We start from the raw sequence: 21,583 nt of genomic DNA, 5'->3' as shown, positions 1-21,583 counted from the left end.
AAGCGTAATATACGCCACCTCGCGACAGAGCGCTGAAGCGCGTCGCAACTGCTCTTTAACAATTTATCAGACAATCTGTGTGGGCACTCAAAGTGACATGGATTCTTAACGTCCTCGGACGAAAAATGAATACCAAGTCTCAACGAGTGAACACGTAATTCATTACGAAGTTTAATTCATTGAGCATCAAACTTTTAAATTGAAGAGTTTGATCATGGCTCAGATTGAACGCTGGCGGCAGGCCTAACACATGCAAGTCGAACGGTAACAGGAAGCAGCTTGCTGCTTCGCTGACGAGTGGCGGACGGGTGAGTAATGTCTGGGAAACTGCCTGATGGAGGGGGATAACTACTGGAAACGGTAGCTAATACCGCATAACGTCGCAAGACCAAAGAGGGGGACCTTCGGGCCTCTTGCCATCGGATGTGCCCAGATGGGATTAGCTAGTAGGTGGGGTAACGGCTCACCTAGGCGACGATCCCTAGCTGGTCTGAGAGGATGACCAGCCACACTGGAACTGAGACACGGTCCAGACTCCTACGGGAGGCAGCAGTGGGGAATATTGCACAATGGGCGCAAGCCTGATGCAGCCATGCCGCGTGTATGAAGAAGGCCTTCGGGTTGTAAAGTACTTTCAGCGGGGAGGAAGGTGTTGAGGTTAATAACCTCAGCAATTGACGTTACCCGCAGAAGAAGCACCGGCTAACTCCGTGCCAGCAGCCGCGGTAATACGGAGGGTGCAAGCGTTAATCGGAATTACTGGGCGTAAAGCGCACGCAGGCGGTCTGTCAAGTCGGATGTGAAATCCCCGGGCTCAACCTGGGAACTGCATTCGAAACTGGCAGGCTAGAGTCTTGTAGAGGGGGGTAGAATTCCAGGTGTAGCGGTGAAATGCGTAGAGATCTGGAGGAATACCGGTGGCGAAGGCGGCCCCCTGGACAAAGACTGACGCTCAGGTGCGAAAGCGTGGGGAGCAAACAGGATTAGATACCCTGGTAGTCCACGCCGTAAACGATGTCGACTTGGAGGTTGTGCCCTTGAGGCGTGGCTTCCGGAGCTAACGCGTTAAGTCGACCGCCTGGGGAGTACGGCCGCAAGGTTAAAACTCAAATGAATTGACGGGGGCCCGCACAAGCGGTGGAGCATGTGGTTTAATTCGATGCAACGCGAAGAACCTTACCTACTCTTGACATCCAGAGAACTTAGCAGAGATGCTTTGGTGCCTTCGGGAACTCTGAGACAGGTGCTGCATGGCTGTCGTCAGCTCGTGTTGTGAAATGTTGGGTTAAGTCCCGCAACGAGCGCAACCCTTATCCTTTGTTGCCAGCGGTTAGGCCGGGAACTCAAAGGAGACTGCCAGTGATAAACTGGAGGAAGGTGGGGATGACGTCAAGTCATCATGGCCCTTACGAGTAGGGCTACACACGTGCTACAATGGCGCATACAAAGAGAAGCGACCTCGCGAGAGCAAGCGGACCTCATAAAGTGCGTCGTAGTCCGGATTGGAGTCTGCAACTCGACTCCATGAAGTCGGAATCGCTAGTAATCGTGGATCAGAATGCCACGGTGAATACGTTCCCGGGCCTTGTACACACCGCCCGTCACACCATGGGAGTGGGTTGCAAAAGAAGTAGGTAGCTTAACCTTCGGGAGGGCGCTTACCACTTTGTGATTCATGACTGGGGTGAAGTCGTAACAAGGTAACCGTAGGGGAACCTGCGGTTGGATCACCTCCTTACCTTAAAGAACCTGCCTTTGCAGTGCTCACACAGATTGTCTGATGAAAAGTAAATAGCAAGGCGTCTTGCGATTGAGACTGTACGTCCCCTTCGTCTAGAGGCCCAGGACACCGCCCTTTCACGGCGGTAACAGGGGTTCGAATCCCCTAGGGGACGCCACTTGCTGGTTCGTGAGTGAAAGTCACCTGCCGTCATATCTCAAAACTGACTTGCGAGTCATGTTTGAGATATTTGCTCTTTAAAAATCTGGATCAAGCTGAAAATTGAAACGACACACAGCTCATGTGTGTTCGAGTCTCTCAAATTTTCGCAATCAGAAGTGAAACATCTTCGGGTTGTGAGGTTAAGCGACTAAGCGTACACGGTGGATGCCCTGGCAGTCAGAGGCGATGAAGGACGTGCTAATCTGCGAAAAGCGCCGGCGAGGTGATATGAACCCTTGACCCGGCGATGTCCGAATGGGGAAACCCAGTGCAATTCGTTGCACTATCGTTAACTGAATACATAGGTTAACGAGGCGAACCGGGGGAACTGAAACATCTAAGTACCCCGAGGAAAAGAAATCAACCGAGATTCCCCCAGTAGCGGCGAGCGAACGGGGAGCAGCCCGGAGTCTGAATCAGCTTGTGTGTTAGTGGAACGGTCTGGAAAGTCCGACGGTACAGGGTGATAGTCCCGTACACGAAAATGCACATGCTGTGAACTCGAAGAGTAGGGCGGGACACGTGGTATCCTGTCTGAATATGGGGGGACCATCCTCCAAGGCTAAATACTCCTGACTGACCGATAGTGAACCAGTACCGTGAGGGAAAGGCGAAAAGAACCCCGGCGAGGGGAGTGAAAAAGAACCTGAAACCGTGTACGTACAAGCAGTGGGAGCCTCTTTATGGGGTGACTGCGTACCTTTTGTATAATGGGTCAGCGACTTATATTCTGTAGCAAGGTTAACCGTATAGGGGAGCCGAAGGGAAACCGAGTCTTAACTGGGCGTTAAGTTGCAGGGTATAGACCCGAAACCCGGTGATCTAGCCATGGGCAGGTTGAAGGTTGGGTAACACTAACTGGAGGACCGAACCGACTAATGTTGAAAAATTAGCGGATGACCTGTGGCTGGGGGTGAAAGGCCAATCAAACCGGGAGATAGCTGGTTCTCCCCGAAAGCTATTTAGGTAGCGCCTCGTGAACTCATCTTCGGGGGTAGAGCACTGTTTCGGCTAGGGGGCCATCCCGGCTTACCAACCCGATGCAAACTACGAATACCGAAGAATGTTATCACGGGAGACACACGGCGGGTGCTAACGTCCGTCGTGAAGAGGGAAACAACCCAGACCGCCAGCTAAGGTCCCAAAGTCATGGTTAAGTGGGAAACGATGTGGGAAGGCACAGACAGCCAGGATGTTGGCTTAGAAGCAGCCATCATTTAAAGAAAGCGTAATAGCTCACTGGTCGAGTCGGCCTGCGCGGAAGATGTAACGGGGCTAAACCATGCACCGAAGCTGCGGCAGCGACACTATGTGTTGTTGGGTAGGGGAGCGTTCTGTAAGCCGTTGAAGGTGTGCTGTGAGGCATGCTGGAGGTATCAGAAGTGCGAATGCTGACATAAGTAACGATAAAGCGGGTGAAAAGCCCGCTCGCCGGAAGACCAAGGGTTCCTGTCCAACGTTAATCGGGGCAGGGTGAGTCGACCCCTAAGGCGAGGCCGAAAGGCGTAGTCGATGGGAAACAGGTTAATATTCCTGTACTTGGTGTTACTGCGAAGGGGGGACGGAGAAGGCTATGTCAGCCGGGCGACGGTTGTCCCGGTTTAAGCATGTAGGCGGAGGTTCCAGGTAAATCCGGTACCTTTTAACGCTGAGGTGTGATGACGAGGCACTACGGTGCTGAAGTGATAAATGCCCTGCTTCCAGGAAAAGCCTCTAAGCATCAGGTAACACGAAATCGTACCCCAAACCGACACAGGTGGTCAGGTAGAGAATACCAAGGCGCTTGAGAGAACTCGGGTGAAGGAACTAGGCAAAATGGTGCCGTAACTTCGGGAGAAGGCACGCTGATAGGTAGGTGAAGTCCCTGCGGACGGAGCTGAAATCAGTCGAAGATACCAGCTGGCTGCAACTGTTTATTAAAAACACAGCACTGTGCAAACACGAAAGTGGACGTATACGGTGTGACGCCTGCCCGGTGCCGGAAGGTTAATTGATGGGGTTAGCGGCAACGCGAAGCTCTTGATCGAAGCCCCGGTAAACGGCGGCCGTAACTATAACGGTCCTAAGGTAGCGAAATTCCTTGTCGGGTAAGTTCCGACCTGCACGAATGGCGTAATGATGGCCAGGCTGTCTCCACCCGAGACTCAGTGAAATTGAACTCGCTGTGAAGATGCAGTGTACCCGCGGCAAGACGGAAAGACCCCGTGAACCTTTACTATAGCTTGACACTGAACACTGGTCCTTGATGTGTAGGATAGGTGGGAGGCTTTGAAGCGTGGACGCCAGTCTGCGTGGAGCCATCCTTGAAATACCACCCTTTAATGGCTGGTGTTCTAACGTAGACCCGTAATCCGGGTTGCGGACAGTGTCTGGTGGGTAGTTTGACTGGGGCGGTCTCCTCCCAAAGAGTAACGGAGGAGCACGAAGGTTGGCTAATCCTGGTCGGACATCAGGAGGTTAGTGCAATGGCATAAGCCAGCTTGACTGCGAGCGTGACGGCGCGAGCAGGTGCGAAAGCAGGTCATAGTGATCCGGTGGTTCTGAATGGAAGGGCCATCGCTCAACGGATAAAAGGTACTCCGGGGATAACAGGCTGATACCGCCCAAGAGTTCATATCGACGGCGGTGTTTGGCACCTCGATGTCGGCTCATCACATCCTGGGGCTGAAGTAGGTCCCAAGGGTATGGCTGTTCGCCATTTAAAGTGGTACGCGAGCTGGGTTTAGAACGTCGTGAGACAGTTCGGTCCCTATCTGCCGTGGGCGCTGGAGAATTGAGGGGGGCTGCTCCTAGTACGAGAGGACCGGAGTGGACGCATCACTGGTGTTCGGGTTGTCATGCCAATGGCACTGCCCGGTAGCTAAATGCGGAAGAGATAAGTGCTGAAAGCATCTAAGCACGAAACTTGCCCCGAGATGAGTTCTCCCTGAGACTTTAAGTCTCCTGAAGGAACGTTGAAGACGACGACGTTGATAGGTCGGGTGTGTAAGCGCAGCGATGCGTTGAGCTAACCGATACTAATGAACCGTGAGGCTTAACCTTACAACGCCGAAGATGTTTTGGCGAAGAGACAGACACGATTTTCAGCCTGATACAGATTAACAGAATTTGCCTGGCGGCTTTAGCGCGGTGGTCCCACCTGACCCCATGCCGAACTCAGAAGTGAAACGCCGTAGCGCCGATGGTAGTGTGGGGTCTCCCCATGTGAGAGTAGGGAACTGCCAGGCATCAAACAAGTGAAGAGGCCATCCGCAAGGATGGCCTTTTTGCGTTTGTTTGCAGAAAAACGGCAGGCCGTAAGGCGAAGCCGCCATCCGGCAACTCAGAGCGCACTATCCACATTCAAACGACGCAATTGCCGCTGATGGAAACGCCCAAGGATCAGCACCGTCGTTAACGCACCAAGCAGCGCGCAAAACATATCAGACTGGGTATCCCATGGATCGCCCTGCGTCCCCAGAAAATCATCCGCACCCTGTCCCATCGCCAAAGCAGCCCACCACTCAATGAGTTCATAGGTGGCGCTAATGGCCAGAGCAACACAGCACACCAGAAACCCCGTCATCTTATGTCCACGAACATACCCACCGCGCAGCAGAATTTCTCGCGCTGCCAGTGCGGGAACCAGCCCCTGGAAGAAGTGACCGAGCTTGTCATACGGATTTCGGCTAAGCCCGAGCATCTCCTGAACCTCAAAACCAACCGGAACCTTTGCGTAGGTGTACATTCCACCAACCATCAGAATGATGGCGTGGAAGAAAACCAGAGTATAGAGAAGGGGAGTCAAAGGGTATCGCCGGTGTGTGGCAAGCAGAAGTGGGATGATGATAATGACGGGCGTCACCTCCATCAACCAGGTGACGCGATCGCTCGTGAACAGGCCGGTATAAAACAGGATCATCAGCAGGAGCAGTGACCCGGCTTTTAAAGCAGATAAGGTCATATCATTTTCATTGTCAGGAAAAAAAATCACTATTACCTGACAGAAGGGAAAATTCAATGCGTAGCGGGGACAGAAAAGCAAAAACCCAGCCATAGGCTGGGTTCTTTAAATAGTGGTGCCCGGACTCGGAATCGAACCAAGGACACGGGGATTTTCAATCCCCTGCTCTACCGACTGAGCTATCCGGGCAACGGAGCGCATTAAACCGCAATCGCGCGCGATCGTCAACATTATTTCGGGAAAAGCTGTTCAACTGCTTAAGTTTGCGGCAATCTGTCCGTTTGTGCCCTGGAATTGCACTAATCTTCCAGACAGTTCAGGCAAGATGTGACAATGCTGACGGTAAGAGGAGGGCAGTATGGCAAACGACTGGCTTGAGCTGCGTCAGCATGCAGAAACAGGTATTGAGACAATTAAGGCGCATTTCGAAGGACATGCCTTTGATCCCCACTGGCATGATAGCTATCTGGTCGGAATAACCCTTTCCGGTACGCAGCAGTTCCACTGTCGCCGTGAACGCCACCGTAGCCAGCCGGGCGATGCTTTTTTACTTGAGCCCGGGGAGATCCATGACGGTGATGCGCCGGTAGAGGGCGGCTTTACTTATCTGACCTTTTATCTGGATGAACACTGGCTCACCCATACGCTTCAAGGCCTGTATGACTCTACTCCCGGGAGTTACACTCTCCACTTTGCCCAAACGCTGACGCGAGAGCCTCAGTTGGTGCGCGCTATCGGTGATACATTTGCCTCGTTGCATAACGATGAGATGAAGATCGTCCAACAGAGCACAATGGATAACCTGCTCTCTCAGATAACTACCCACTGCCACTGGCGTAAGAAACTCCCGTCGCAATTACAAAGCTCCGCTGTGGCGCATCGTGCCCGCGACTATCTCTATGCGCATATCGGCGAGAACGTGGGGCTATCAGACCTTGCCCGCGAGACGGGTACGGATCGCTTTACCCTCACCCGCTGTTTTAAACGCGAATTTCATCTGGCACCGCACGCCTGGCTTATCCAGCTGCGACTGGCAAAGGCCCGACAGATGCTGGCGTGTGGGGAACTGCCTGTTGATGTTGCGACGGCAGTGGGTTTTGCCGATCAAAGCCATCTTGGTCGCTGGTTCCAGCGTGCATACCGTATTTCTCCGGCACACTACCGCCGGTTGTGCACAAACCTTCCAGACGTTTCCAGAAAATAACGGCACATTCGTGGCTCTAATAAAAAAGGAGTCACCTGTGAATTTATTACCCTTCCTGCTGTTTGCATTTGTCGCCTCGATTACACCGGGGCCAACCAACATTCTGGTACTGGCTAACAGTCAGCACTTTGGCGTAAAAAATACGGTTCCTGCGATCCTGGGCGGGTGTATTGCCGCCAGCGCTATTGTTCTGGTTTCAGGCGCTGGGGCAGGAGAAGTGTTACGCCAGTATCCATTGATACGTCAGGTAATGAGCTGGGCGGGTGTGCTGTGGCTTTCCTGGATGAGCTGGCAGCTGTTTAGCGCCCCGGCCGCGAATCTCTCCTCCAGAAGTCACGTCCGATTTACCGCGCGGGCGGCGGCGTTACTACAGGTTGTAAACCCAAAAACATGGATGATGGCGCTGGCAGTTGTCAGCCTGTTTGCTCCGGCAAGCGACCATGCATTACGTGATATTACGCTGATGGCGCTATGGTTTCTGGCGATCTCCGTGGTCTGTTTGTTGTGCTGGGCGTGGCTGGGGAAGGCGGTGAACCGGATTTTCCGCACCACCGTGGCGATGGTGCGATTTCAGCGCGCGATGGCGCTGTGTTTGTTTATTTCCGCCTGGATGGGAATGCTGGCTTAGGTCAGTGCACCACCCATACGACACTGCGCGAACCGCAAAATATCTTCCGCCAGACGGTGCGCCGTATCCACATCCGCCTGGCTACGGTTCACCAGCATGCGGCTCAGGCAACCTTCCAGCACCAGCTCCATCTGCTTCGCGACCATTGCCGGATCATCCACTTCAAGTGTGGTCAGCAGCTCATGTGTGAACTCGTGCGCGGCTCGTTTTTGCTGATCTGCCAGTTGATGGATGGGGTGCCCAGGATCCGGATAGTAGGTGCAGGCGGCGATAAACAGACAACCTGGGTAACGGTTGTTGGTAACACACTCCGTCAGTGCGGTATAGCGCGCCAGCAGCTTTTGCTCGGTGGTCAGTTCTTCATTCAGCATCAGCTGCCTGCGCCAGATATCCACCTGCTGGCTGAGATAGCGCAGGGCATCGTACAGCAGCGCCTCTTTATCCGGCCAGAAGCGCCTAAGTTCATCCAGAGGGTAATCGATACGGTCGGCGACCATCTCAAGCGTGGTGCTGGCGATCCCTTGAATCTCAAGCAATTGCAGGGCTTGTCCCAGTACGTCTTCGCGTTGCACGGTTATCTCCTCCGCTATTCCCAACGGTTTGTCCCGTCTAAAGTGTTGTTTACGGTTGGCGATTGCGCAAATGCGCGTTGAATGCCGTCGCGTCCATAAACCCGGTTACACGCTGCGTCGGCTGTTCTTCCCCCTGTTCATTGAAGAACAGGATGGTAGGCAACCCGAGCACGTTAAGTTGCTTCAGCAGAGCCTTATCCTGCGTGCTGTTGGCGGTTACGTTCGCCTGGAGCAGAACGGTATCGCTCAGCGCATGTTGTACCTGCGGATCGCTGAAGGTGTATTTTTCAAACTCTTTGCAGGCCACGCACCAGTCGGCATAGAGATCGAGCATGACCGGTTTGCCTTTCGCCTGCGCCAGGGCGTGGTTAAGGTCATCCACGTTTTTAATCTGTATAAAATTCAGATGAGCCTGCGTTTGACCTGCCGGGGTGCCAAACGCCCAGTCCTGTAGCGGACGGACGCTCACCAGCGCGGCCGCCAGCAGAAGGATCTGTAGCAGGCGCATCCACGGTTTCTTCGCCCCCAGACTCACGATAAACGCCCAGCTGAAGAAGGCCACGCCGAGCATCGCCCAAAGACGTGTACCCCATACATCACCGATGATGCGCTCCAGCAGAAATACCGGCAGCGCCAGAATGACAAAACCAAACGCGGTTTTCACCGTCTCCATCCACGGGCCGCTTTTCGGCAGCAGACGATTGCCAAACACCGTCACCAGGATCAGCGGCAGGCCCATGCCGAGCGCGTAGAGGTACAGCGTGCCGCCGCCGAGCCACAGGTTGCCGCTCTGAGCAATGTATAACAGGATGGCGCTCAACGGCGCAGTGGTGCAGGGGGAGCAAATCAGCCCGGCGATGGCACCCATGGCGAACACGCCGCCCGCAGAGCCACCCTGCTGACGGTTGCTCATCAGCGTCAGACGGGTTTGCAGGGAAGAGGGCAGTTGCAGGGTGAACAGGCCAAACATCGACAGCGCCAGCAGAATAAACACCGCTGACAGTCCGATAAGCACATAAGGATGCTGAAGGGCGGCCTGGAACTGCAACCCGGCAGCGGCGACCACTAGGCCGAGCGCCGTATAGGTTAACGCCATGCCCTGTACATAGATAAAGGCCAGCAACAGCGCACGGGCGGTGGAAAGGCGTTGTTTACCGCCCAGCACGATGCCAGAGATAAGCGGGTACATAGGCAGTACGCAGGGCGTAAAGGCGATGCCGATACCAATCAATAACGCCCAAAGTGCTGAGAACGGAAGGTCTGAAGTGGCTTCGCCTGCGCCTTCACCCTTCATCCTGGCCCTCTCCCCTGATGGGAGAGGGGAGGCAGCGCCTTTCACTTCGCTAAGCGGAACGACCTTTGTTTCAGGTGGGTAACAGAATCCGGCGTCTGCGCAGCCCTGATAGGTGACCGTTAATGTGGCACCTTTATCGGCATGGTTCACCGTGACGGGCACGCTTAAGCGCTGGCGATAAATTTCACTCTTACCGTAGAACTCGTCCTCGTGCCACACGCCAGCGGGCATCTGCAATGCGCCGACGTTCGCCTTTGTCGGCGTGATGCTGACCTGCTTGCGATAGAGGTAGTAACCCTCTTTCATCTGCCAGGTGAGACGGAGATCGTGCTGGTTTTGCTGAAAGTCGAAAACGAATGCCTGGTCGGCAGGAATAAAGTTCGAACGGCCGGGTGCGTCAAACAACCCGGCAAAAACTGACGTGCTGCACAGCAGCAGGATCAGCGTAATGAAGCGTTGAGCCATGAGAGATAATCGTTATCGCCGTGGACCACTGGCAGCACCAGCAGCTCCGGGGTTTGGTATGGATGATGAGACTTGAGGCAGTCGAGGAGCGCCTGCTGGTTTGTCAGGTTGGTTTTGAGCAACATCTGGACTTCGTACTCTTGCTCCAGCTTGCCTTCCCAGTAATAAAGGGAGGTGGCGCCGGGAAGAAGCGTGACACAGGCAGCCAGTTTTTCGGCCAGCACTTTGGCGGCCAGATCCTGGGCAGAAGCTTCATCAGGGGCGGTGCACAGTACAACAACAGCATCAGGCGTGTTCACAAGTCGACCTCCTCATCACGAAAGTCTTCACTATATCACGCAAGGCGGTTGGTCATTAATGAAACGGGCCGCAGAGCGGCCCGTTTTTAACTATTTTTACAACGGCTAATCGTTTACAGCACAATGCCGCCGATGATAAAGCCGAGGATCACGCAGAGCGTAATCGCCACCACGCCCGGGATGAGGAACGCGTGGTTAAACACGTACTTACCAATACGGGTTGAGCCGGTGTCATCCATCTCAACTGCGGCCAGCAGGGTTGGGTAGGTTGGCAGCACGAACAGGGCGGAAACCGCTGCAAAAGAGGCAATCGCCGTCAGCGGCGTCACGCCCAGCATCAGTGCCGCAGGCATCAGCGCTTTGGTGGTCGCAGCCTGGGAGTACAGCAGCGTCGCGGCAAAGAACAGCACTACTGCCAGCAGCCACGGATAGTTGTGCAGCAGGTCGCCTGCAACGGTCTGGATATCGCTGATGTGCGCTTTCACAAAGGTATCACCGAGCCACGCCACGCCCAGCACGCACACGCAGGCGCTCATACCGGATTTGAAGGTGCTGGCGTTCAGCACTTCGCTGGTGTCGATTTTACAGGTGATGCTGATCAGCGTCGCGATGGTCAGCATAAACACCACAATGGCTTCGTTACGCGGCAGAACCGGGTTCTGGATCAAACCTACCGTGTCGCTGATGGCGGTCGCGTAGAACATCACGGCGACGATACCAATCAGAAACAGCAGCACGGAGCGTTTTGCATGCGGCTTCAGCTCGAAGACCTGGCTACCGCGCAGGCTCACTTCACCTTTTGCCAGACGCTCCTGGTAAACCGGATCGTCTTTCAGCTCGGCACCGAGGAAGTTACACAGCACGGCAGTGATCATTACCGCAATCAACGTGACCGGAATACAGATTGCCAGCAGCGTCAGGTAACTTACGCCCATTGGCTCAAGGATGCCCGCGAAGAAGACCACCGCCGCGGAAATAGGCGAGGCGGTAATCGCAATCTGGGAGGCGACCACGGCAATAGAAAGAGGGCGAGACGGGCGAATACCCTGCTCTTTCGCCACTTCGGTGATGACCGGCAGCGTGGAGAAGGCAGTATGGCCAGTACCGGCGAGAATGGTCATAAACCAGGTCACCAGCGGGGCAAGGAAGGTGATGTATTTCGGATGGCGACGCAGCATACGCTCCGCCAGGCTCACCAGGTAGTCCATACCGCCAGCGACCTGCATGGCCGCGATAGCAGCAATAACCGCCATGATGATTTCGATAACGTCAAAAGGGATTGCGCCGGGTTTAATCTGAAAGATCAGGGTAAGTACAAGCACTCCGAGACCGCCAGCAAAACCGATGCCGATTCCCCCGAGTCGTGCGCCCAAATAAATCGCCAACAGGACGATGACGAGTTCTGCTCCAAACATAAAGACCTGCCTTGCTCATTAACAAGTTGATATTGAATTGTTGTGTTTTGGTAACGCCCATAAAGAAAAAAGGCACGTCACAAGTGACGTGCCTTTCGGAAGCTTAGCCTGAACGGTTACTGTTCGCTTTCATCGGTATATCGTTTCGCTTTATATGCCGGGTGCATCAGGTTCTGGGCGGAGAAGATATCGTCCAGTTCGGCTTCGGTCAACAATCCTCGCTCGAGAACCACCTCACGTACGCTCTTACCGGTTTCGGCACAAATCTTCCCGACGATATCGCCGTTGTGGTGGCCGATGAACGGGTTGAGGTAGGTGACGATGCCGATGGAGTTATAGACGTAGCCTTCACACACTTCTTTATTCGCGGTGATGCCGTTAATGCATTTTTCCAGCAGGTTGTAGCAGGCGTTGGTCAGAATATGGATAGATTCAAACATCGCCTGGCCAATCACCGGCTCCATCACGTTCAGCTGGAGCTGACCGGCTTCGGAGGCCATGGTGACGGTCGTATCGTTACCAATAACCTTGAAGCAAACCTGGTTCACCACCTCTGGCACCACCGGGTTCACTTTAGCTGGCATGATGGATGAACCCGCCTGCAACTCTGGCAGGTTGATTTCATTCAGGCCAGCGCGCGGACCGGAGGAGAGCAGGCGCAGGTCGTTACAGATTTTGGACAGTTTCACCGCCAGACGTTTCAGGGCGCTGTGCACCATCACGTAGGCGCCGCAGTCTGAGGTAGCTTCAATCAGGTCTTCCGCAGGCACAACCGGCAGGTTGGACACTTCAGCCAGCTTCTGTACCGCCAGTTGCTGATAGCCATCTGGCGTGTTCAGGCGTGTACCGATGGCGGTTGCGCCCAGGTTCACTTCCAGCAGCAGTTCGGACGTACGCAGCAGGTTTTTCGTCTCTTCGTTCAGCAGCACGTTAAACGCGTGGAATTCCTGTCCGAGGGTCATTGGCACCGCGTCCTGCAACTGGGTACGGCCCATTTTCAGGATGTCCTGGAACTCAACGGCTTTACGCTGGAAGCCATCGCCCAACTGATTAATCGCGTCGACCAGTTTGACGACAGAGGCATACACCGCGATGCGGAAGCCGGTTGGGTAGGCGTCGTTGGTGGATTGACATTTGTTAACGTGGTCGTTCGGGTTCAGGTACTGGTATTCACCTTTCTGATGACCCATCAGCTCCAGGCCGATGTTTGCCAGCACTTCGTTGGTGTTCATGTTGACAGAGGTGCCCGCGCCGCCCTGATAGACGTCGACCGGGAACTGATCCATGCATTTGCCGTTGTTCAGCACCTCATCGCACGCGGCGATAATCGCATTTGCAGCGCTTTTAGGAATGGTTTGCAACTCTTTGTTTGCCAGAGCCGCGGCTTTTTTTACCATCACCATGCCACGCACAAATTCAGGGATGTCGCTGATTTTGCTGTTGCTGATGTAGAAGTTTTCAATCGCTCTCAGAGTGTGAACACCATAGTAGGCATCCGCTGGAACTTCCCTGGTACCCAACAAATCTTCTTCGATACGAATGTTGTTTAACATGTGAACCTTCTTTTCAAGCTGCCGATGGATTGTACTAAACACACAGTATATATGTGGTTTTGAATATTTTATGACCGACGATTATTCCCTCAATCGGCCAGATGTTCGAGATCATATGCTGATGATAGCGAATTGCCGTAAGCTGGATCACTTATTATCGACCCGATTTCATGATAATTATTAATCTGTGAAATATGTCACCGCTTTAATATTTCCAGAAAAAATATCCGTGCAAACCGATTGAAATTTGGCTAACCGTCGCCATCTCTTATCTACGCGCTTCGCGAACACATTCAGTCAGGGGCCAGAAGGCACCTGCCATACAGGAGATGCCAGTGCGCTGGATACCATTTATTGCTTTCTTTCTTTATGTTTACATTGAAATTTCGATTTTCATCCAGGTTGCCCATGTGCTGGGCGTCCTGCTGACGCTGATTCTGGTGATCTTCACCTCCGTCATCGGCATGTCGCTGGTGCGCAATCAGGGTTTCAAAAATTTCCTGTTAATGCAGCAGAAGATGGCCGCAGGCGAAAGCCCGGCCGCCGAGATGATCAAAAGCGTGTCGCTGATTATTGCTGGTTTGCTGCTGATCCTGCCGGGCTTCTTTACAGACTTCCTCGGCCTGCTGTTGCTGTTGCCGCCGGTGCAGAAGCACCTGACCATGAAGCTGCTGCCGCATCTGCGTTTCAGCCGTATGCCAGGCGGTGGTTTCAGCACCGGCCCGGGGGATACCTTTGAAGGGGAATACCAGCGTAAGGATGAGCAGCGCGACCGGTTAGATCATAAAGACGATCGGTGAGTTTCTGGCCCGGTGGCGCTCGCTCACCGGGCCTGCGGAGCTTGCCGCTTCGGTAAAAACACCCACAGCCCCGCCAGCATGACGATGGCGTACACACTCTTCCATCCCACCATCGCCAGCAGCATCAGGCACAGGACACACCCGACAGCCGCCAGCGCCTTAAAACGTCCTTTCAGTAGCCGACAGCCCGCCAGCATGCACAGCAGGTAGATCATGATGAAAATACCGTTGGCGTAGACAATCAGCGCGTCAAGGTTGATGTCGAGGAGATAAATGGCCAGGGAACTCACCACGCAGCAGCCCAGTACGGTATTCAGCGCATTCACCGGAAGCTGACGCTTTGACAGGCGTGAGAGGGGGCTATCCGGTTTATAAAGTGCCTGAGACCACACCAGCCGGGCGAAGCTCTGAATATAAATGTTGAGGCTGGCAAAGCAGGCGAGATAGCCAATCACGCAGGCTACCCACAGGGCTTTAACACCAAACAGCTGCACCACGATGCCCGGCAGCGACGCGGCGGCGGCTTTCTCTTCACTGAACGCGTTGAAGTGCAGCACCAGTACGGTACAGGCCCAATACACTGTGCCCGCCAGCAGCAGGCCAATCATCAGAGCGCGGGGAAAGTCACGCTCGGGCTGTTTAAACTCGGATGCCAGATGAGCGAACGCCTCCAGACCGACGAAACACCAGAACATGACGGATAGTGCAGCGAAAAGCTGTGCGTGGTCGATGTCGTTAATCGCGGGGAAAGGAATATCCGCCACCGTAATGTCACCCGCAAACCAGATGGCGACGATCAGCGCGACAATTAACACGGCGACCAGCGTTTGCAGATTGGCGCTGGAACTGGCCCCTCGCGAGCCAACCCACCAGACAATCGCCAGCGTACCGATTTCAGCCAGCAGCAGTTGTTCATCGTGCCAGCCAAACAGCGCCTGTCCGAAGCCGGTTGCGATATGCAGGGCTGCCGGAAGGCCAACGGGTATCACCGACAAAAATAGCCAGCCGGTGACACGCTCCATTCGCGGCCCAAACGCCATGCCGACAAAATGCGCTACGCCGCCTGCGCTCGGGAAGTGCCGCCCGAGTATGGCAAAGACAATCGCCACCGGAAACACCAGCACGATCAGCACCGGCCATGCCCAAAGACTGTTATTGCCGGCAACCAACGCCGCCAGCGCGGGAACCGCAAATACCCCCGTGCCTAACAAAGACGTTGAGAGTAAGCCAATGCCCTGCGCCAGCCCCAACTCCTGCCTGAGTCCACTCATTTACCTCGTCCCGCCACCATCAAAAGAGAGTGGATGGTAACACTTTCGCAAATTTTTTTTCGATTACCCCTTGAAGGGGTAAAAAGCTATCCCCATCTCTCAGGGCACTAGCCGGAAAACCGCATGCGGACCGGCGTCATCCATAACTGATAATGACTTTCTCAAAGGAGAGCTATCAATGAGTATTCGTCCGTTACATGATCGTGTGATCGTCAAACGTAAAGAAGTTGAAACCAAGTCTGCTGGCGGCATCGTTCTGACCGGTTCAGCAGCAGCAAAATCAACGCGTGGCGAAATCATCGCTGTCGGTAAGGGCCGCATCCTGGAAAACGGAACTGTGCAGCCACTGGACGTTAAAGTTGGTGACATCGTCATTTTCAACGATGGCTACGGCGTGAAATCCGAGAAGATCGACAATGAAGAAGTGTTGATCATGTCCGAGAGCGACATTCTGGCAATTGTTGAAGCGTAATTAACGCACGAAAACTGTACGAATTTGAGGAAATAAGAACATGGCAGCTAAAGACGTAAAATTCGGTAACGACGCTCGTGTAAAAATGCTCCGCGGCGTAAACGTACTGGCAGACGCAGTGAAAGTCACTCTGGGCCCGAAAGGCCGTAACGTAGTGCTGGACAAATCCTTCGGCGCGCCAACCATCACCAAAGATGGTGTTTCTGTTGCACGTGAAATCGAGCTGGAAGACAAGTTCGAAAACATGGGCGCACAGATGGTGAAAGAAGTTGCCTCTAAAGCGAACGACGCTGCCGGTGACGGTACCACCACCGCGACCGTACTGGCGCAGGCGATCATCACCGAAGGCCTGAAAGCCGTTGCTGCGGGCATGAACCCAATGGATCTGAAACGTGGTATCGACAAAGCCGTCGCTTCCGCTGTTGAAGAACTGAAAGCGCTGTCCGTACCGTGCTCTGACTCTAAAGCCATTGCTCAGGTTGGTACTATCTCCGCTAACTCCGACGAAACCGTAGGTAAACTGATCGCTGAAGCGATGGATAAAGTCGGTAAAGAAGGCGTGATCACCGTTGAAGACGGTACTGGTCTGGAAGACGAACTGGACGTGGTTGAAGGTATGCAGTTCGACCGCGGTTACCTGTCCCCATACTTCATCAACAAGCCAGAAACTGGCGCTGTTGAGCTGGAAAGCCCGTTCATCCTGCTGGCTGACAAGAAAATCTCCAACATCCGCGAAATGCTGCCAGTGCTGGAAGCTGTCGCGAAAGCAGGCAAGCCGCTGGTAATCATTGCTGAAGACGTTGAAGGCGAAGCGCTGGCGACCCTGGTGGTTAACACCATGCGTGGCATCGTGAAAGTGGCAGCGGTTAAAGCACCTGGCTTCGGCGATCGTCGTAAGGCGATGCTCCAGGATATCGCTACCCTGACCGGCGGTACCGTGATCTCCGAAGAGATCGGTATGGAGCTGGAAAAAGCGACTCTGGAAGACCTGGGCCAGGCGAAACGCGTTGTGATCAACAAAGACACCACCACCATCATCGACGGTGTGGGTGAAGAAGCCGCTATTCAGGGCCGTGTTGGTCAGATCCGTAAGCAGATCGAAGAAGCAACTTCCGATTACGACCGTGAAAAACTCCAGGAGCGCGTAGCGAAACTGGCAGGTGGCGTAGCGGTAATCAAAGTCGGTGCGGCTACCGAAGTTGAAATGAAAGAGAAGAAAGCACGCGTTGACGACGCCCTGCACGCGACCCGTGCTGCGGTAGAAGAAGGCGTGGTTGCTGGTGGTGGTGTCGCGCTGGTGCGTGTAGCCGCTAAACTGGCTGGCCTGACTGCTCAGAACGAAGACCAGAACGTGGGTATCAAAGTTGCGCTGCGCGCAATGGAAGCTCCGCTGCGTCAGATCGTGTCCAACGCTGGTGAAGAGCCGTCTGTGGTTGCGAACAAGGTGAAAGCGGGTGAAGGTAACTACGGTTACAACGCGGCAACTGAAGAATACGGCAACATGATCGACTTCGGTATCCTGGATCCAACTAAAGTGACCCGTTCTGCTCTGCAATACGCGGCATCTGTAGCTGGCCTGATGATCACGACCGAGTGCATGGTGACCGACCTGCCTAAAGGCGACGCGCCTGACTTAGGTGCTGCTGGTGGTATGGGCGGCATGGGTGGCATGGGCGGCATGATGTAATCATGCTGTTCTGAACCTCTCAGAACGAACCCCGGGCAGCAATGCCCGGGGTTTTTTATTGTCTTCTACTCAAACGTGCCTTTCACGCACACCACGCCTTCACGCACCATCTGGCGGCCTTTCGCCCAGACCTCACGGATCTTCAGGTCATCCGTCAGCACCAGGAAATCGGCATCGCATCCGGGCGCGATCCGCCCTTTATGCTCCAGACCGAGAAACTCCGCCACGTTACGCGTAAATGGCAGAAGTGCCTCCTCCAGCGGCAGGTGATACCGGCCGACCAGCTGCTGTAGCGTATCAAGCAGGGACTCAAAACCCGCCACGCCAATGCCAACAAGATTACCGTTTGCGTCAAAATTCGGCTGGCTGCCGTTGCCATCCGAGCTGAGCGTGAGCCGGTTAAACGGCACCTGCGCGTCACGGGCCGTCGCGATGGCGGTAGCGGCATCAATGGGCTTACTGATGCTGGTGGTGATGTCGATGTACCCCCCTTCGCGGGCATAGTCCAGTGCGGCGTGAAACAGTGCCTGGGCGCGGTTGACGTGGGTTGGCAGCAGCTTCGTGCGAGGCACGTCGGCGTTATTCAGGATGTTAAGCAGTGGCTCCAGCAGTTTAGGGCTGTTGCCGAGGTGAAATACGGATATCCCCGCTTTGGCGCCCAGCAGCCCGCCGACGCGCGACTGGGCGGCCATATTCGCGAGCTGGTCATCTGCCGGTGCGGAAGAACGATGGTCAGAAATCGCGCATTTCACGCCAATGATTTTATCAATTAGCGCCACATCCTTTTCGATACTGCCAGTGATCGTCGGAGAAGGCAGGCCATACGCGCCTGTCAGCATCCATGCGCTGATCCCTTCATGCTCAAGTGCCCGCGTTTTCGCCAGCAGCGACTCGGGATGGCGGGTCACGCCGTCGGTGCCCAGCAGGCCTACAACAGAGGTGATGCCAGCCGCCACCAGCGCAGACAATCGTACCTCTGGCGTCCGGGTGTGGGGACCGGCTTCACCGCCGCCGCCAATCAGGTGTACATGCTGATCGATAAACCCCGGGCAAACCACCGCTCCGGCGAGATCGCTTTCAGGACAGTCTGGCCTCATTGTGGCGTGGCCCGCTTTTTCGACTGCGACGATTTTTCCTCCGGCAATCAGCAGATCGCAATGCCCAAGATCCTCGGGAGCGTAAAGCTGCGCATTGCGGAAAAGGTGCGGTTCCAGCACTGAAAAATCCATTTTTATCTCCTCAGAAGAGTAGTTGCATCACCCACATTGAGAGCAGGGCGTTAATGACGCAGACAGCGATGATGTGCGGATAATACTTCGGGTTGACGCCTGCGGTGCCAAGGCAACGGCCCGTGTTTTGCACCGGATTACCCATCAGATAGATGGCGGGCAGCAGGATGGTTGCATCGTGACCGTTGAGCGTGCCGGCAGCGACCAGACTGGCGCAGACCCCCACACCGCCCCCCATGCTCATCACCGAGGCCAGAAGAACCGTTGCCGCCGCACCCGGAAGTCCCCAAAGAGCCATGATGGGCTCGCATACCCTGCCGACAATTTCCAGCAGGCCGGTTACCTTGAGCGCCTGAATGATAACAAATGCCATGACCACGTTCGGCAGCAGGCTGGTGGTGGCGATGGTAAAGCCGCGGCGGGCGCCATCGATAAACAAGTCCATGATATTTTTACGCGGTTGGGCGATCATTTTTCCTCCTGAGCGCAGCGAACTTCCATGTGGGCGATCCACAGTCGCAGAAAGTTGGCGCCAACAAATTTGAACACCAGAATGACGGCAAGCGGCGTGATTACCGGGACGGTAATAAAGGTAAAGAGTGCGGCGCCGGAAGAAAAATAGTTGGTAATAATGGCGCTACCGCTGGTCTGGAAGGTGGCGAAAATGGCGCGCTCATGGTCAGTAATCGCCCCTTCGTTGGTCAACTCTTTGGTCATCCCTGCGGCAGCATCAGTATTTTGCAGGTTGGCGATAAGCGCCAGAGAGCAAATGCCCGGCACGCCGAGCAGCGGGCGCAGAATGGGCGTCATAAGCTGTTGTGCGGCGCGCAGCCCGCCCAGCCCCTCGGTAACGGCAATGATCCCGAGCGATAAAATGACCGAGGGCGCCAGTTCAAGGGCAAACAAAAACCCATCTTTCGCTCCCGTGCCGCCCTCGCCGCGAAACGTCAGCGCACCGTTCACCGGTCCAAAGCTGCCGTTCAGGACGGTAAAATCCAGCACGCGCCACCATTCGGTACTTTTGGCGAAAAAACCTGAGAAAAATACGATGGTGAGCACGAACGCCAGATAGCCCACCCAGGTTACTTTTTCCTCTCCTGAGGATGATGCACTCATGAAACCCCCTTTTTTGAGTCGCGTACAAAAGTTGTACGTCGCATCACTAAAAACGATCGGGGGCTAAAACACGATATCCCAAAGGTTATTATCAGAATTCATTTAAGATGTCGGAGGAGTGCCAGCGGAATCTGGCTCGCAGAAATGCTCAGCATTTTTCTTTTGGTCATCTTTTTAGTATAAGGTTTACACGCGGACAACTACTGTCCAGCTTATTGAAAACGAGGAATAACATGCGCATAAAAGTCTGTGCAGGGATTGTAGGTGCAGCATTGCTGCTGGCGGGTTGTAGCACCAGCAATGAGCTGACGGCAGCGGGCCAGAGCGTTCGCTTTGTGGAAGATAAGCCGGGCAGCGAATGCCAGCTGTTAGGCACCGCCACTGGCGAGCAAAGCAACTGGATGTCGGGGCAGCACGGCGAAGAGGGCGGCTCTATGCGCGGTGCGGCCAATGCCCTGCGTAATCAGGCTGCGGCAATGGGCGGCAACGTGATTTACGGGGTAAGCAGCCCGACGCAGGGGATGCTGTCCAGCTTTGTGCCAACCGCCAGCCAGATGAACGGCCAGGTCTATAAGTGCCCGAACTGATATAACCGTTTGATGGCGCTGCCGCTTTATCTCCAGGGCAGGTAAGCGTAGCGCCACCTGCCTTTTTACTGCTGACGCAGCTGCAAATCCAGCGGCGTCTTACTCGGCTCTCCGCCAATCTCACGTGCCAGCTTCGGCACCATATAACCTGAAACCAGCGTTAACAGCTCGCGCATAATCTTCCGGGCCTCTTCATCTGTCACCATGAAGTGCGCCGCGCCCTGGACGCGATCCAGAACATGCAGGTAATAGGGCATAACGCCCGCATCAAATAAGGCATTGCTGAGATCGGCCAGCACGCGGGCGCTGTCGTTCACGCCGCGCAGTAATACGCTCTGGTTGAGCAGCGTCACGCCTGCCTTTCGCATACGCGCCATCGCCGCACGAAAGTCCGCGTCAATTTCATTCGCGTGGTTGATATGGTTTACCAGCAGCACCTGCAAACGGGACTGCTCCAGGCGCGTGACCAGGGCGTCGGTGATACGCGCCGGGATGACGATCGGTAAACGGCTGTGAATGCGCAGACGCTTAATGTGCGGGATGGTCTCAAGCTGAGTCAGCAGCCAGTCCAGCTCATGATCTTTTGCCATCAGCGGGTCGCCGCCGGAAAAGATGATTTCATCCAGTTCCGGGTGCGCCGTGATGTAGTCCAGCGCCACCTGCCAGTTGCGCTTATTGCCCTGGTTTTCGGCGTACGGGAAGTGGCGACGGAAGCAATAGCGGCAATTTACCGCGCAACCGCCCTTAACCAGCAGCAGGGCACGATTGCGGTATTTATGCAGCAAACCCGGTACGACACTGTTCTGCTCTTGCAGCGGATCGGTGCTGTAGCCGGGGGCGGTAATAAACTCATCCTGAGAGGTAAGCGTTTGTTTTAATAACGGATCATCAGGATTGCCCTTTTCCATTCGGGCAACAAACGCGCGGGGAACGCGCAGGGCGAAAAGGCGTTTCGCCTCACGACCTGCACGCAACGCTTCGTGCTGTTCGAGGTCTAAAAGACGCAGCAATTCATCAGGACTGGTGATTACATCGGCAAGTTGCGATAACCAATCTTCTCTGGACGGGGTGTTTAGGGTTACAATATGCGCCATTTTGTGGCTTAG

At 54.7% G+C, this 21,583-nt stretch carries 17 protein-coding genes, 2 tRNA genes and 3 rRNA genes; 10 read left to right on the top strand and 12 right to left on the bottom strand.

Annotation, left to right across the window (positions count from 1 at the left end; genetic code table 11):
• Nucleotides 1-196 precede the first annotated feature (196 nt).
• From CU081_RS01730 to rrf, 4 genes are all read left to right on the top strand, one after another.
• A 16S ribosomal RNA gene (locus CU081_RS01730) occupies nt 197-1,738 on the top strand.
• An 84-nt stretch (nt 1,739-1,822) separates the two neighbouring features.
• Nucleotides 1,823-1,898, top strand: a tRNA-Glu gene (locus CU081_RS01725).
• Between the two features lie 182 nt (nt 1,899-2,080).
• Nucleotides 2,081-4,984: ribosomal RNA gene (locus tag CU081_RS01720) — 23S ribosomal RNA — on the top strand.
• 69 nt (nt 4,985-5,053) lie between these two features.
• Nucleotides 5,054-5,169 (top strand): 5S ribosomal RNA (gene rrf / locus CU081_RS01715).
• Together the 16S, 23S and 5S rRNA genes with 1 tRNA gene alongside form the textbook arrangement of a ribosomal RNA operon.
• Before the next feature lie 95 nt (nt 5,170-5,264).
• Here the strand turns inward: rrf and CU081_RS01710 are convergent.
• Together CU081_RS01710 and CU081_RS01705 are read right to left on the bottom strand one after the other, a co-directional pair.
• Entirely contained in the window at nt 5,265-5,885 is a 621-nt protein-coding gene (locus CU081_RS01710) for a DUF2238 domain-containing protein (RefSeq protein ID WP_032608268.1), read from the bottom strand.
• 113 nt (nt 5,886-5,998) lie between these two features.
• Nucleotides 5,999-6,074, bottom strand: a tRNA-Phe gene (locus CU081_RS01705).
• A gap of 169 nt (nt 6,075-6,243) precedes the next feature.
• Between CU081_RS01705 and CU081_RS01700 the strand changes: the two genes are divergently transcribed.
• Both CU081_RS01700 and CU081_RS01695 read left to right on the top strand, forming a co-directional pair.
• The gene (locus CU081_RS01700; protein ID WP_003855901.1) at nt 6,244-7,089 is read left to right on the top strand and encodes an AraC family transcriptional regulator; all 846 of its coding nucleotides are present in this window, start codon (nt 6,244-6,246) and stop codon (nt 7,087-7,089) included.
• Nucleotides 7,090-7,126: 37 nt separating this feature from the next.
• A complete protein-coding gene (locus CU081_RS01695) occupies nt 7,127-7,717 on the top strand; it encodes a LysE family translocator (protein ID WP_003855903.1) in 591 nt (196 codons plus the stop codon).
• On the opposite strand, the gene CU081_RS01690 is transcribed toward CU081_RS01695, so the two are convergent.
• The 5 genes from CU081_RS01690 to aspA form a co-directional block, all read right to left on the bottom strand.
• The gene (locus tag CU081_RS01690) at nt 7,714-8,289 is read right to left on the bottom strand and encodes a transcriptional regulator (protein ID WP_003855905.1); all 576 of its coding nucleotides are present in this window, start codon (nt 8,287-8,289) and stop codon (nt 7,714-7,716) included. The two genes, CU081_RS01695 and CU081_RS01690, sit on opposite strands and share 4 nt — an antisense overlap.
• A 49-nt stretch (nt 8,290-8,338) precedes the next feature.
• On the bottom strand, nt 8,339-10,048 hold the full coding sequence (locus CU081_RS01685) for a protein-disulfide reductase DsbD (RefSeq protein WP_022650243.1): 1,710 nt from the start codon (nt 10,046-10,048) through the stop codon (nt 8,339-8,341).
• Nucleotides 10,024-10,347 (bottom strand): divalent cation tolerance protein CutA, encoded by a 324-nt coding sequence (gene cutA, locus CU081_RS01680; protein ID WP_003855908.1) that lies wholly within the window; start codon nt 10,345-10,347, stop codon nt 10,024-10,026. The genes CU081_RS01685 and cutA overlap by 25 nt, the downstream gene beginning before the upstream one ends.
• Before the next feature lie 113 nt (nt 10,348-10,460).
• Nucleotides 10,461-11,762, bottom strand: coding sequence for an anaerobic C4-dicarboxylate transporter (locus tag CU081_RS01675; RefSeq protein WP_003855921.1), 1,302 nt, complete (start codon nt 11,760-11,762; stop codon nt 10,461-10,463).
• Between the two features lie 116 nt (nt 11,763-11,878).
• Nucleotides 11,879-13,315 (bottom strand): aspartate ammonia-lyase, encoded by a 1,437-nt coding sequence (aspA, locus tag CU081_RS01670; protein ID WP_003855923.1) that lies wholly within the window; start codon nt 13,313-13,315, stop codon nt 11,879-11,881.
• Nucleotides 13,316-13,650: 335 nt separating this feature from the next.
• Here aspA and CU081_RS01665 point away from each other — a divergent pair, with 335 nt between their 5' ends.
• Nucleotides 13,651-14,115 (top strand): FxsA family protein, encoded by a 465-nt coding sequence (locus CU081_RS01665; RefSeq protein WP_003855925.1) that lies wholly within the window; start codon nt 13,651-13,653, stop codon nt 14,113-14,115.
• 23 nt (nt 14,116-14,138) lie between these two features.
• Here CU081_RS01665 and yjeH read toward each other — a convergent pair whose 3' ends face one another.
• Entirely contained in the window at nt 14,139-15,386 is a 1,248-nt protein-coding gene (gene yjeH, locus CU081_RS01660; protein WP_003855927.1) for an L-methionine/branched-chain amino acid transporter, read from the bottom strand.
• Between the two features lie 178 nt (nt 15,387-15,564).
• Here yjeH and CU081_RS01655 point away from each other — a divergent pair, with 178 nt between their 5' ends.
• Together CU081_RS01655 and groL are read left to right on the top strand one after the other, a co-directional pair.
• Nucleotides 15,565-15,858, top strand: a complete 294-nt coding sequence (locus CU081_RS01655) for a co-chaperone GroES (protein WP_003855929.1) — start codon at nt 15,565-15,567, stop codon at nt 15,856-15,858.
• A gap of 40 nt (nt 15,859-15,898) precedes the next feature.
• A complete protein-coding gene (gene groL / locus CU081_RS01650; protein ID WP_003855930.1) occupies nt 15,899-17,545 on the top strand; it encodes a chaperonin GroEL in 1,647 nt (548 codons plus the stop codon).
• Between the two features lie 65 nt (nt 17,546-17,610).
• On the opposite strand, the gene iadA is transcribed toward groL, so the two are convergent.
• Genes iadA through CU081_RS01635 form a run of 3 tightly spaced genes read right to left on the bottom strand, consistent with a single transcriptional unit; the run spans nt 17,611 to nt 19,890 of the window.
• Complete coding sequence (gene iadA, locus CU081_RS01645; protein ID WP_022650244.1) at nt 17,611-18,774, bottom strand: beta-aspartyl-peptidase; 1,164 nt, start codon at nt 18,772-18,774, stop codon at nt 17,611-17,613.
• 10 nt (nt 18,775-18,784) lie between these two features.
• Nucleotides 18,785-19,246: a YjiG family protein gene (locus CU081_RS01640; protein ID WP_022650245.1), complete on the bottom strand. Its 462-nt coding sequence runs from the start codon at nt 19,244-19,246 to the stop codon at nt 18,785-18,787.
• The gene (locus CU081_RS01635; protein WP_022650246.1) at nt 19,243-19,890 is read right to left on the bottom strand and encodes a nucleoside recognition domain-containing protein; all 648 of its coding nucleotides are present in this window, start codon (nt 19,888-19,890) and stop codon (nt 19,243-19,245) included. Before CU081_RS01635 ends, CU081_RS01640 begins: the two co-directional genes overlap by 4 nt.
• 233 nt (nt 19,891-20,123) lie before the next feature.
• Between CU081_RS01635 and CU081_RS01630 the strand changes: the two genes are divergently transcribed.
• On the top strand, nt 20,124-20,477 hold the full coding sequence (locus CU081_RS01630; protein WP_003855938.1) for a DUF4156 domain-containing protein: 354 nt from the start codon (nt 20,124-20,126) through the stop codon (nt 20,475-20,477).
• Between the two features lie 65 nt (nt 20,478-20,542).
• On the opposite strand, the gene epmB is transcribed toward CU081_RS01630, so the two are convergent.
• The gene (gene epmB / locus CU081_RS01625) at nt 20,543-21,571 is read right to left on the bottom strand and encodes an EF-P beta-lysylation protein EpmB (protein WP_003855939.1); all 1,029 of its coding nucleotides are present in this window, start codon (nt 21,569-21,571) and stop codon (nt 20,543-20,545) included.
• Nucleotides 21,572-21,583 lie beyond the last annotated feature (12 nt).

The sequence above is a fragment of the Enterobacter sp. CRENT-193 genome, assembly GCF_002787395.1.
GTDB lineage: Bacteria > Pseudomonadota > Gammaproteobacteria > Enterobacterales > Enterobacteriaceae > Enterobacter > Enterobacter hormaechei_C.
Note: the sequence above shows the minus strand (reverse complement) of the source record. Positions and strands in the feature narration are given on the sequence as shown.